The sequence below is a fragment of the Glycomyces lechevalierae genome (assembly GCF_027622945.1).
Taxonomy (GTDB): Bacteria; Actinomycetota; Actinomycetes; order Mycobacteriales; family Micromonosporaceae; genus Glycomyces; species Glycomyces rutgersensis.
Window position 1 is genome coordinate 1 of record NZ_JAPZVQ010000024.1, and the last position, 12337, is coordinate 12337.

A 12337-nucleotide genomic window follows, 5' to 3' on the forward strand; every position below is an offset into this window, starting at 1 on the left:
CCGAAACCTTGTCCAGCGACCTCGATCAGCCCGCACGCTGACCATCCAAACACCCTGTTGAGTTCTCAAACAACACGCCAACTCAAGTCGATCCATCAAATTGGATTCGGCCTCAGCCGGAGCAACCTCTCAACTCTAACAGTCTCAGATCGCGGTGCAATACTCAGGTCTGTTAACCTGCGTCACACTCGATCGAGCCTCTTGTGAGTCTCAAAGATTCCCGAGATTCAGCTTCCGGACCGCGCCTAAACTCTGTGAGTTTGTCGCTGGTCTCCGGTGGCTTCCGGACCAGTCCGTTTCGGCTCTGTTCCGTTCCCCCTCGGGCAAGAACAAATATACACGGGGTTTTGGGGGCACGAAACAGGGGGTCCCCTTTTCGTTCGCAACGGCGTTGAGCTGCGGCAATACTGCTGCGACGCAATCGAATCGGCCTGAAGTAGATCCGAACGGGTGCGTCGCGGCGCCGGCGCTTCTCGCTTCGTCGCGGGGTCCCTGGTTCGAACCTAGAGGAAGGGTCCGACATTCCGGGGTCGTCGCGGTGAACAACTCGTTGCGATGGGTGCTCATGTGCCGGTGCCGGCTGATGCGGTGGGGTGGAACGGAAGGCGGGTACGCGAAAGGGCCGGGCCCGTCTTTCGACGGGCCCGGCCCTTGTTCATGCTTTCGAGCGTTGCCGCTCCGGTCTTACGCCGCGACCTCGGTGGAGGCGGGGACGATGTTGACCAGCTTGCGGCCGCGCTTGGAGGAGAAGAGGACTTCGCCTTCGGCAAGAGCGAACAGCGTGTCGTCGCCGCCACGGCCGACCAGGTTGCCGGGGTGGTACTTGGTGCCGCGCTGACGGATGAGGATCTCGCCCGCGTTCACGTGCTGGCCGCCGAAGCGCTTGACGCCAAGTCGCTGTGCGTTGGAGTCACGCCCGTTGCGGGAGCTGGATGCGCCCTTCTTGTGTGCCATCTGTCCAACCCCTTACTTGGTGATGCCAGTGACCTTGACGCGGGTCAGCGGCTGACGGTGACCCTGGCGCTTGTGGTAGCCGGTCTTGTTCTTGTACTTGTGGATCTTGATCTTCGGGCCCTTGGTGTGCTCGAGAAGTTCACCGCTCACCGTGACGCCAGAGGCGTCGGTGACCACAGTGCCTTCGTCGACGAGCAACACCGCAGGCAGCGTAAGCGTGTCGCCGGGCGCGCCCTGAAGCTTCTCGACTTCGAGGACGTCTCCTTCGGCGACCTTGTACTGCTTTCCGCCAGTCTTGACGATTGCGTACATGTCGACGCGGTCTCCTTGGGTCCTCCCCGGTGCGGGGAAATGAGTTCCCCGCAGGGGAACGGTGTCTGTCAATTTCGCGGTGCCGTGCACCTGCCGACTTTCGGTTCCGCGAACGTCACCTGGGCCGGCCCGCCGATCGAGCTCCGCGTTCATCCCCGTCGTTCCGAGGAGGAAAAGCTGAGGGCTCTATAGGCCGCTCACTAGGGTACGTCATGTACCCGCTGGTTCCGGCATCGGGATGAGCTCAGCGCCGCGAACGTCACAGTCCGCGGCGCCGGGCCCTCCTAGTGCTCGGACGACGCCGATCCGGCGTCGCCGCCGGATTCGGAGTCGGCTTCCGCTGCCTCGCTGGGCGAGTCGGCGGCGGTCTGCTCCTCGGCCAGGACCTCGTCGGCGTCCGCGGGGACGGCCTCCTCGGTCGCGGCGGCGAGGTCCACGGGCTCGGTCTCGACGACGAGGTCGGCCTCGGCCGGCTCGCTCGAGGCGATCGGCTCGTCGGTCGTCTCGTCGACGATCGCGATGTCCTCGTGGTCGTCGTGCTCGTCGTGGCCGTGCTCGGGGAGCGCGGCCGCGATCTTCGCGGTCTCGGCCGCGGCGGACTTCACGTGCGGCTCGGCCTGGTCCTGCTTCTGACCCTGCTGCTGTTGCTGCTGGCCGCCCTTGGACCGGTCGCGCTTCTTCTTGCCGCCGCCCTGGTTCTGCTGCTGCCCTTGGGACTGGCTCTGGTTCTGGTTCTGGCCGGCGTTGCCGCCGCCACCGCCGCCGTTGCCCTTCTTGCGGGTGTTGCCGAGGATCTCGTCCGTGTGGACCATGACCCCGCGGCCCTTGCAGTGCTCGCAGGGCTCGGAGAAGGCCTCGATGAGGCCCTGGCCGACGCGCTTGCGGGTCATCTGGACCAGGCCCAGCGAGGTGACCTCGGTGACCTGGTGCTTGGTCCGGTCCCGGCCCAGGCATTCGGTCAGGCGGCGCAGCACCAGGTCGCGGTTCGACTCGAGCACCATGTCGATGAAGTCGATCACGATGATGCCGCCGATGTCGCGCAGGCGGAGCTGGCGCACGATCTCCTCGGCCGCCTCCAGGTTGTTCCTGGTGACGGTCTCCTCGAGGTTGCCGCCCTCACCGGTGAAACGACCGGTGTTGACGTCGATCACGGTCATCGCCTCGGTGCGGTCGATGACGAGCGAACCGCCGGAAGGCAGGTAGACCTTGCGGTCCAAGGCCTTGAGCAGCTGCTCGTCCACGCGCATCTCGGCGAAGACGTCCTTCGTGCCGGTGTGGCGCTTGAGCCGCGGCAGCAGCTCGGGCGAGACCGACTCGAGGTACTTGTGGATCTCGTCGTACGCCTCGTCGCCCTCGACCAGAAGCTCCTTGAAGTCCTCGTTGAAGACGTCGCGGACCACCCGGATGAGCACGTCCGGCTCGGAGTGCAGGACGGCCGGGGCGTTCGCCTTCTTCGACTTGGCCTGGATCTCCTCCCACTCGATCTGGAGGCGGGAGATGTCACGGGCCAGCTCCTCGGGGCCGGCGCCCTCGGCCGCGGTGCGGACGATCACGCCGGCGCTCTCGGGCACGAGCTTCTTCAGCGCCGCGCGGAGGCGGGTGCGCTCGCGGTCGGGGAGCTTGCGGGAGATCCCGGAGGCGTTGCCGCCCGGGACGTACACCAGGTGGCGGCCCGAGAGGGCGACGTGGCTGGTGAGGCGGGCGCCCTTGTGGCCGACCGGGTCCTTGGTGACCTGGACGAGCACGGCGTCGCCGGGGCGCAGGGCCTGCTCGATCGAGCGGGCCTTGCCGGCGAGGCCGGTGGCGTCCCAGTTCACCTCACCGGCGTAGAGCACGGCGTTGCGGCCGCGGCCGATGTCGACGAAGGCCGCTTCCATGCTCGGGAGCACGTTCTGGACCTTGCCGAGGTAGACGTTGCCGACCAGGCCCTGGGTGCCGGACTTCGACACGTAGTGCTCGGCGAGGATGCCGTCCTCGAGGACGGCGGCCTGGGAGCGGCCGTTGCGCACGCGCACGACCATCTGGCGCTCGACGGCCTCGCGGCGGGCCAGGAACTCGGCCTCGCTGACGACCTGGACGCGGCCCCGGCCGGACTTGCGGCCGTCGCGGCGGCGCTGGCGCTTCGCCTCGAGGCGGGTGGAGCCGGAGACGCCGCGCACTTCCTCGTTGGAGGAGGTGCGGCGCTGCGGGGTGCGGACCTTGACGACCACTTCGGCGTCGTCGTCGCTGTCGTCCGGACGCGAGCGGTCGGAGTCCTCCGAGCCGGCGCGGCGGCGGCGGCGACGGCGGCGGCGGGTGACTTCGGGGCCGTCGGACTCGGCGTCCTCGTCCTCTTCGTCGTCGGACTCGCCGTCCTCGTCGTCGGTGTCCTCGTCATCGTCGAGGGCGCCGTCGACGCCCTTGCCGCGGCCTCGGCCGCGACGGCCCCGGCGACCGCGGCGGCGACGCCCGGCCTCGGAGTCGTCATCGTCGTCGAAGTCGTCCTCGTCGAACTCCTCGGCGGCGGGCGCCTCGGCCTTCGGCTCGGGCTTCTCGGAGCCGCGATCGGTCTTCTCGGGGCCCTTGTCGGCGCCAGCCCTGTCCGCGGGCTTGTCCGCGGCGCGCTCGGAGCGGTTGCGCGTGCGCTTGCGCGACGGCTGCTGCTCCTGCTGGGGCTGGGCCTTCTTGGCCTGCGTCTTCTTCGCCTGGCCGCGGCGCGGCTCGGGCTCTTCCTCGCGCTGGTCGCGCTTGGTCTCGGCCTTGGGTTCGGCAGCCTTGGGCTGGACCTTCGGCGGGGGGGCGAACATCGGCGCGGCGGTCACGGCGGCGGCGCGGGGGCGCTCGGTCCGCGGCGGGTCCGCCGGAGGCTCGTCGTTCTTCGGTTTCTGAGGAGCCATGAAGGTCACCGCGACAACGGGAACCTGTTCGCGCGGCTCATTCTCGCGCATATGAATAAATCTCCATTCCAGCCGCCGCCCGGGCGCGTGATGCGATCTGCATCCGCTGCCGCACGGGCGCGGCATCAGCAGTGCGGTCCTCCCGGCTTGGCGATGCCGGCATCCGGCTCGCTTCGCCCAAGAGGCTGGCGAGCCATGCTCCGGCGCTCAAATCATGCCGTTCGGGCCGCACTGAAAGCCTCAACTCGCGCTGGGAATTCAACCTCTGCCCCAGCCCCGAGTGGTCAAGTCCGTCGCCGTCGTGAGGGACGCGGACAGGACATCTCCAGGTCGCACCGTCCGTAGCTGTGTCGGGTACGACAAGGTCGAGTATCGCACACTCTGCGTCATTCGCCGAGCCGGTCAGCGGACCGGTGCCGCCGCTCTCAGTCGGAGCCGTCACGAAAGGGTGAGAAAACACGACTCCTCGTGGTTGGCACGGTTCGAGCGTGGCCCGTGTCCCATGTACTCGATAAGCTGTGTCGTGGCGCGTCAGCAGCGAGCCTCTCAGTTAGGAAGACGACCATCGCACTCCAGGTGATCGACTCGGACAAGTCCGAGGAGCCCCGGGCGGACGGCAAACCGTCCACCTACCAGGGGCGGCATCGCGGTGCCGACCTCTTCCGCCAGCTCACGAGCGTGGGCTGGGTGCTCGCCGTGGTCGCGCTCCTGCTCGCGGCCGGGGCCACCGTCCTGTACTGGTCCTCCGGGAACGGGGACGAGGATCCCGCGGTCGAAGCGGGTGAGATCGGCGACCTGTGCGAACGCTCGGTCGACGCCGAACTGCTCACACCCTGGGCTGACACGGAGCAGGTGCGCAGCCCCGAGGACTCCTCGAAGGAAGCGGTGCGGACGTTCAAGTGCACCTACTCGGCCGAGTACGCCGGGGACGACGCCTACCGGCTGCTCACGCTCTTCTCCACCGTGCAGGTCTACGAGGACTCTGCGAAGGCGCGGGCCGCGTACGCCGGGGTGCTCGACTTCGAGGCCTCGGAGGGGTTCAAGACCGATGACGTAGGCGGCATCGGCGAGCGGGCGGCGATCGTGATCGTGGACGACGGCGAGGAGAGCGAGGAGACGCAGGTCCGCCTCCACATCCAGACCGCGAACGCGACCCTGAGCCTCAACGTGTTCTTCACCGGCGTCCCGCCCGAGGGCGGCGACGTGCGCCAGCTCACCGAGGACCTCGGGACGTCCCTCATCGACGCGCTACCCCGAGCGGCGAATTAGGCGGCCCCCTTTAAGCTGGCGGTGACTACCGCGGCGTCAAGTCGACACGCCGGGAATCATTCGCGGAGGATCATCGTGAGCGCCACACCACCCTTTGGCCCGGCATATGACGAGCAGCCCGAGGACGGGCAGCGGCCGGGCGCGGGCCAGTGGCGGCCCCGGGCGGGCAGACCCCAGGGCGAACCGGGACGGCACCCGAGCGGGCAGATGCCCCAGGCCGGCGGCCCGCAGGCCGGCGGACCCCAGGCCGGCGGCCCGCAGAGCGGCCAGCGCCCGATGCCGCAGGCGGGGCGTCCTTCGCAGGACCCGCGGGGCGGTGTGCCGCGCGCGGGCGGGCCTTCGGCGGGGCGCGGTCCGCGGCCGGGTCAGTCCCAGCCCGGGCAGGGCGGGCAGTTCCAGTCGCCGCAGCAGCAGTTCTCTCCGCAGTCCGGTGGTTATGAGTCGCGGCGTCCGCAGCAGGGGCCGGTGACGGGTGCGACGCCGCGCACGGAGCAGTGGGGGGCGGGGTCGCCTCCGCGGCCGGACGCCGGTTCGCCGCCGCGCCCCGGGGCAAGTGCGCCGCAGTACGGGGGTCAGGGCGCTGAGCCTGTCGGTCGCCGGGACCAGCCGTTCGAGGAGGCCGCGTTCGTCGACGAGTCGCGGAGTGAATGGGGCGGGGGGAATGAGACGACGACGATCGGGCGGCTCGGCTACATGCCGAAGGAGCCGCGGCGTCGTTCGGACTTCCAGAAGGTGCGCAGCCGGGCGCGCAAGTCGAGTCCGATTCCGAAGATCATCGTCGGGATCGTGGTGCTGGCGCTCGCGGGCGGCGGCGTGTGGTGGTTCATGAACCGCGACGAGGGCGGCGAGAGCGCGGGCGGCACGGAGACGAACCTGACGTACGGCAGCAGTGAGGAGCCTTGCTCGCTGGTCGATGCGGGACCGCTGGAATCCGTTGTGGACGGTGCGAAGCCGGAGGCCGTGGGGGACGCCGAGCAGAAGAGCACCGGCTGGGTGCAGTCGTGCTCGATGACGTACGGCGAGGCCGAGCGGGCGACCGCGCTGCTCGAGGTGGAGAGCACCTCGTTCGACTCGGACCCGAAGGCGAGCGTCAACTTCGAGCTGGGGACGAAGAGCATCGCCGAGATGGGCGAGGCCTGGACCCTGGTGGATCCGGCGCCGTCGATCGGCGACCAGGCCGCGGCGATCGCGCGCGTCCCCGACGACGGGGGCACGGCGAACTTCCACCTCCATGTGCAGGACGCCAACTCCTACACGGTGGTGCGCCTGTCGGTGACGGGTGACGCGGGGCTGGACCAGGAGGGCCTGGCGGATCTGGCGACGCAGATCGCGAACGGGTACCTGGAGAACTGGCGCGACGCGTAGAGACGTGAAGAGGAAGGGGCGGGCCGATCGGCCCGCCCCTTGTTCTATGCCTTGATCAGTACGTGCGCATCAGTACGTTCTCATGGGCGCGCCGAACATCTGCGCCTCGATCGAGGTGGGCGAGCACCACAGGTACCGCTCCTTCTGGCCCTTGCGCAGCATGGCGATCATGTCGTCGTGCAGCATCTGGAGCCATTGCAGCACTTCCTGGTTGACGCGGATCGCCGAGCGGGCGATCTGGGCCTCTTCGGCGGTGAGCCGCTGCAGGACGGTCATGTGCGCCTCGCCGGTGAGCTCGTCCGCGTAGTTGGTGAGGCGCGGCAGGACGGTGAGCTGGGTGCGCCAGGGGCCGAGGACCGGCTTGGTCTGGGAGCCGCGCTCGCCGACGTCGTAGACGTACAGCGCAGGGGAGTGCTGGCTGGCCTCGACGGTGACCGGCTGGTCGCCGTGCAGGACCGCGAGGCGGTCGTTGCGGCCGGTCGCGCTCTCGCCCAGGCCGTTCCACTCCTGCGGGCGGGTCGTGCAGACCGCGACGCGGGTGCCGATCGCCAAGGCGCGGAAGACGAGCAGGCGGGCGAGGTACACGCCGCCGATGAGGTTGATGCGCGTCTCCTCCGGGCGGAAGAACGGGGCGACGACGGGCACCTGCTCGGCGTCGCGGCCGATCACGAGGCCGGAGGGCGGGCTGGCGGAGGTCATGAGCTCCAGGGCCCGCGGGGTCGGGATCTGCGGGGCGGGCTTGACGGCCTCGACGGGCCGGCCCGCGTCGCTGGCGGTCTCGACGGCGCGGTCGGTGACCGGGAGGCCGTAGACGGTGCCTTCGGTGGGCCCGGCCGAGACCGAGCCGACGCCGAAGAGGCCGGCCGAGGTCGGCAGGGAGCTGATGGGGCCGCCGGTGATCGGGGCCGCGCCGGAGTACGGCATGCCCGAGTACGGCTGGGCCGACGCGGGCTGCGCCGAGAACGGCTGCCCGGAGACGGGGCTGCCGGAGATGGGCTGGCCCGAGATCGGCTGCGCCGAGACCGGGGAGACCGAGGGGGCGCTGACGGGCGCGGCGGAGACCGGCGCGACCGACGGCTGGGACTGCTGCGGTTGCGGCTGCCGGGTCGGGGACGCCGGCGGCTGGAACTGCGGCTGCTGGGGCCGAGGCGGTTGGGCCGCAGGCGGTTGCGGGGCCTGCCGCGCCGGCGATTGCGGGGCCTGCGGCTGCGGGGTTGGGGGCTGCGGGGTTGGAGGCTGCGAGGTTGGAGGCGGAGTCGCGCGGGCCGGCGTCGGCGGCTGGGCCGGGGGACGCTGCGGCTGCTGGTACTGCGGCGGCGAAGACGGTTGCGGCGCTTGGCCTTGCGGCGACGGCGGGCGCATCTCCGGCGGTCGCGGGACCTGCTGGTGCGGCGGCACGGGCTGGGCCGGCTGCGGCGGCTGCGCACCGCCGCGGGCGCTGGGCACCTGCGGAGGCGAGGCCGGACCGGACTGCGGCGGCGACGCCGGGCGGACCGGCGGCGCAGGAGGCTGCTGGCCCTGGCGGGCACCGTAGACGGCGCCCTGCGCGGGCTGGCTGCCGGTCTGGCCGGGCTGCGGGGCGGGCGGACTCGCTTGTCCCCCATAGACGGCGCCCTGCGGAGGCTGGGCGCCGCCGCGCGCGCTCGGCGGCGGGACGGCCGCGCCGGCCCGACCGATCTTGGTGGTGCCCGAGGCCTCGTCGTCCACAGCGCGGCGCTGGCCGCCCTGCTGCTCTTCGTCGTCGTCGGTGTGGCGGCCGGTGCGGTGGGCGCCGCTCTGGTACGTGCCCCCCTGGTAGGTGCCGCCGCCGTAGACGTTGCCGTTGCCGTTGTTGCGGTCGCTCATCGGGGGCCTCCTCCGGTCGGGGCGGATGCGTAGGCGGCGGGGCCGTGCTCGCCGTCGAGGCGCTGCAGGCGCACGCCGAGCTGGTCGGCGACGTTCAGCAGCTGGTTCTGGGCCGACTCCCAGGAGGACTGGTCGAGCGCGAGGCGCACGATACCGTCGACGGCGAGCTGGCGTCCGGTGACGCGGCCGTCGGGGTTGACCTTGCCGTTCGTGCCCGCGGTGACCACGGTCGAGACGGTCACGAACGCGGCGGGCACGCCCGAGAGCGCGTCGCCGGTGCGGTGCAGGGACGCGGCGTCGGTGGGCCACTTGGTGATCCGGTAGGCGACGTGGCGCAGCCCGTCCGCGTACCAGTGGCTCCACTCCTCGGCGGTGCGCTCGCCCGGCACCGGCGCGAACGCCACACCGAGCGACTGCGAGACCGCTTCGCGCACGCCCTCGGCGTCCAGGATCCGGTTCGGCACGCCCACGTTGCCGAGCAGTTTGCTGACGCGCTGCGAGGTCGAGGCCAGCGCCTTGTAGACGCCGTCGACCTCGCCGCCGCGCTCGGCGGTCGCCTCGCGGGCGTCGCGCGCGCCGAGGCGCACGGCGAGCCACGCCTTGTGGTGGACCACGGCGGGGTAGTCGCCCAGGAGCTCGCGGTACGAGCGCGAGGCGGGGCTGTTGTCGTAGGCACTCAAGCCGACCGGGGTCGTGTGGCCGATGAGCTGCACGGCGGTGACGGGCACGGAGGTCTCGTCGAACAGCCGCTCGAGGCGCTCAAGCGGGATGGCCTTCGTGCCTTCGTCGGTGCTGCCGATCTCGATGACGGAGAACCAGCCGCCGTTGTCGTGGCCGATGCCGACGTTCTCGTCGCGGTCCTCGATGCCCGTGATGCCCAGGTCGGGGGCGATCCGGTGCAGGACCTCGGTGAGCTGCTCGGGGTCGAGGGCGCGGATGCGCCGCTTCATGCGGGACTTGAGCGGCCAGGTCTGGTACCACCAGTAGTCGCCCTTGCGCCAGAACACGATGATGAGCACGACCAGCGCGACGCCGCCGCCCGCGGCGCCGGGGATCATGCCGAACGCGAGGCACACCAGCGCGAGCGCGAGCGCCAGCTCGATCGTGATGAGCTGCGCGACCGTGAGCGGGCCGAGCCTGCCGGTCGATCGGGTCGTGAACACGACCGACTCGCCGGGGGCCGGACCATTGCCCTGCTGGGCTTGCACGGACGCGGTGCCGCGAGCTTGCTGTTGGGCCTGCAGCATCGTCATGGGCGACGTCTCCAAGATGAAGGTGAGTGGTCGTATCCATCGTATGCGGACGAGTCCACCTCTTGGTCCCCCGCCCTTCGGGTGTTTCGCGCGGATACGGGTGTACCGGGGGCCTGGTATCGCGGCGTTAGACTGACCGCGTGCGATTCCTCCCGCGTATACCTCTCTATTCCGCCGCTGTCGCGATGACTGCGGTCGGAACGATCTTGCTGACCACCACTCCTGTTCAGGCGCAGCAGGACGGGTGGAACCTCGAGATGGCGCCGGCCGATGAGCGGGCCGCCTGCGTGCCGGTCCCCAGCGGCAGTGGCGAGTCGCTCGGCCAGGCGCCTTGGGCGCGCTCGTTCATCGGACTCGACCAGGCCCAGGAGTACAACCAGGGCACGTTCGAGAAGGGCAGCAAGAACGGGGAGCCGGTGACGATCGCCGTCATCGACTCCGGCGTCGACTCCCGGCGGGCCGAGGACGTGTTCGGCTCGCGGCTGCTCCCCGGATACGACTGGTGGGACGCGGGCTCGAAAGGGCAGTGCGATTCCTCCGAGGACGGCCACGGCACCGCGGTGGCGGCGATCGCGGCGGGGAACGTCCTCGGAAGCAATGAGGACTTCATCGGTGTCGCACCTGAGGCGAACATCCTGCCGATCCGGTTGTTCGCCGGCGGCGACGGCGGGGACGAGCAGAAGAGCCGGGTGGTCGCCAAGGGGATCAAGGACGCGGTGGACCACGGCGCCGACGTCATCAACGTGTCGTCCGTGATGGTGGCGACCGACGAACTCGCCGACGCGGTCGCGTACGCCACCGAGAACAACGTCGTCATCGTCGCGGCGAGCGGCAACGACACCAAGCCCATGGACGGCAGGGGCCTCGAGCCGAAGGACAAGACGTTCTATCCCGCCAACTACCCGGAAGTCATCGCGGTGGGGGCGCACAACCCGTACGGGAACTGGTACGAGAAGAGCAACTTCGGCGACAATCTCGACCTGCTCGCGCCCGGCGAAGACCTCCCCTACCCGTTCGCGGGGGGCGAATGGAAGTTCGGCTCCGGCACCAGCTTCGCCGCGCCGTACGTCGCCGGGGCGGCCGCGCTGCTCAAGGGCGAGTTCGGCGCCGAGGCGACCCCTGCCTGGATTCAGCAGCGCCTGCAGCAGACCGCGATCCACCCGCCGGGCGATTTCAACATCTACCAGGGCTTCGGCATTCTCAACGTGGCCGCGGCCTTGACCGCGCCGGTCGTCGAATCCGAGATCACCTCTGCCACGGTGACCGAGGTCCCGACCGAGGACCCGAGCCCGACCCCGATCGCCGAAGACGACCGCGAGCACGTCGCCTGGCTCGACCCGGACTACGACCCGCTCCGCACCGAGAAGGCCATCGCCTGGGCCAGCGTGGGCGCCTCGATCCTGTTGGTCACGCTCGTGCTCGTGCTGAAGAAGATCATCCCGAAGGGCCGCAAGCGCGCCTGGCGGCCGGGCACCCGGAAGCCGGACAGACTGCCGGTGAAGGCCGCGGCCGACTGACACGGGTCCGACGGAAGGGCGGGACCACACGGTCCCGCCCTTTCGCGTCCCATGGGTTCCTTGGGCGTGAAGAAACCCGGGCCGTCCTGGCGGACTACCCGGGTTTCCTGTCGTCTTCGAGCTCGGGGAGAAGCTGCTAGGCGCCGAAGCGAGCCGCGTTCGCGGCCTCGGTCTCCTGGTAGCGGTTCTTCGCGTTGTCGACCGCGCGGCCGACGGCTTCGAGGATGTCGTTGATCTTGTCGAAGGACGCGTCCCACTGGGCCTTGGCCTCTTCGTAGGCGGCCTTGTCGGCGCCTTCCCAGTCGAGGGCGTCGAGCTGGGTGCGGAGGTCGGCGAGCGTGCTGGTCATTTCACCAGACTGCGACGCGATCTCTGCGGTTGCAGCTTCGAGCTCCTCGTAGCTCATGGCAATACGAGAGTTACCCATGGTTCACCTCTTTCCTTAGCGTTGGGGGGTTGGTTAGAGTTCGCCGTCGAAGGCGGAGAAGTCGCTCTGCGACTCGGCGTCCTGCTCCGCCTGCTGGGCGGCGGAGGAGTCGAGGCTGTCGGCGATGTCCTGGAGCGCGTCGAGGAGCTTCGCGGCCTCGGTGTCCCACTGCACCATGACCTGGTTGAACGCAGTGGCGCCCGCACCAGTCCAGGAAGAGGCGAGCTCGTCGCACAGGGCCTTCAGTCGGTCGAGGTTGCCGTCGACCGAGAGCTTGGCGTTGACCGTGTCAGTCGCTGCTTGCGCGACTGTATCTGTGTCCATTGCGACACCGGCCATATTTCACCTCCAAGTGATTAACCGGGGGCTGAGGCGCTAGAGACCTAGGCCTGCAGGGGTATCCCAGTGAGTTTTGATCGATTCCGCAGTCACCATAACCCGTCCGTGCAAACTCACCGGGTTGGCGGTGCGCCTCTGAGTTTACAAGCATCGGGCGCGGCCGTGTATCCCCACTTTGTG

At 69.9% G+C, this 12337-nt stretch carries 10 protein-coding genes; 3 read left to right on the forward strand and 7 right to left on the reverse strand.

Annotated features, from left to right (window positions below; translation table 11 throughout):
• Positions 1-684: 684 nt before the first annotated feature.
• From rpmA to O2L01_RS24420, 3 genes are all read right to left on the reverse strand, one after another.
• Positions 685-954 carry a 50S ribosomal protein L27 gene (gene rpmA, locus O2L01_RS24410; RefSeq protein WP_270124662.1) on the reverse strand — a complete coding sequence of 90 codons (270 nt, stop codon included), beginning with the start codon at positions 952-954 and terminating at the stop codon, positions 685-687.
• A gap of 12 nt (positions 955-966) precedes the next feature.
• On the reverse strand, positions 967-1266 hold the full coding sequence (gene rplU, locus O2L01_RS24415; RefSeq protein ID WP_208496630.1) for a 50S ribosomal protein L21: 300 nt from the start codon (positions 1264-1266) through the stop codon (positions 967-969).
• A 284-nt stretch (positions 1267-1550) separates the two neighbouring features.
• On the reverse strand, positions 1551-4142 hold the full coding sequence (locus tag O2L01_RS24420; protein ID WP_270124663.1) for an Rne/Rng family ribonuclease: 2592 nt from the start codon (positions 4140-4142) through the stop codon (positions 1551-1553).
• Between the two features lie 576 nt (positions 4143-4718).
• Here O2L01_RS24420 and O2L01_RS24425 point away from each other — a divergent pair.
• Both O2L01_RS24425 and O2L01_RS24430 read left to right on the forward strand, forming a co-directional pair.
• Positions 4719-5411 carry a hypothetical protein gene (locus O2L01_RS24425; protein ID WP_270124664.1) on the forward strand — a complete coding sequence of 231 codons (693 nt, stop codon included), beginning with the start codon at positions 4719-4721 and terminating at the stop codon, positions 5409-5411.
• Between the two features lie 693 nt (positions 5412-6104).
• Positions 6105-6776 carry a flagellar basal body-associated FliL family protein gene (locus O2L01_RS24430; RefSeq protein WP_270124665.1) on the forward strand — a complete coding sequence of 224 codons (672 nt, stop codon included), beginning with the start codon at positions 6105-6107 and terminating at the stop codon, positions 6774-6776.
• Positions 6777-6845: 69 nt separating this feature from the next.
• Here O2L01_RS24430 and O2L01_RS24435 read toward each other — a convergent pair whose 3' ends face one another.
• Complete coding sequence (locus tag O2L01_RS24435) at positions 6846-8621, reverse strand: hypothetical protein (RefSeq protein ID WP_270124666.1); 1776 nt, start codon at positions 8619-8621, stop codon at positions 6846-6848.
• Entirely contained in the window at positions 8618-9874 is a 1257-nt protein-coding gene (gene eccE, locus O2L01_RS24440) for a type VII secretion protein EccE (protein WP_270124667.1), read from the reverse strand. The genes O2L01_RS24435 and eccE overlap by 4 nt, the downstream gene beginning before the upstream one ends.
• A gap of 206 nt (positions 9875-10080) precedes the next feature.
• On the opposite strand from eccE, the gene O2L01_RS24445 reads away from it, so the two are divergent.
• Positions 10081-11391, forward strand: a complete 1311-nt coding sequence (locus O2L01_RS24445; protein ID WP_270124668.1) for a S8 family serine peptidase — start codon at positions 10081-10083, stop codon at positions 11389-11391.
• A 136-nt stretch (positions 11392-11527) separates the two neighbouring features.
• Here O2L01_RS24445 and O2L01_RS24450 read toward each other — a convergent pair whose 3' ends face one another.
• Both O2L01_RS24450 and O2L01_RS24455 read right to left on the reverse strand, forming a co-directional pair.
• Positions 11528-11818, reverse strand: a complete 291-nt coding sequence (locus O2L01_RS24450) for a WXG100 family type VII secretion target (RefSeq protein WP_333490297.1) — start codon at positions 11816-11818, stop codon at positions 11528-11530.
• A gap of 33 nt (positions 11819-11851) precedes the next feature.
• Positions 11852-12142, reverse strand: coding sequence for a WXG100 family type VII secretion target (locus O2L01_RS24455; RefSeq protein WP_270124669.1), 291 nt, complete (start codon positions 12140-12142; stop codon positions 11852-11854).
• Positions 12143-12337 lie beyond the last annotated feature (195 nt).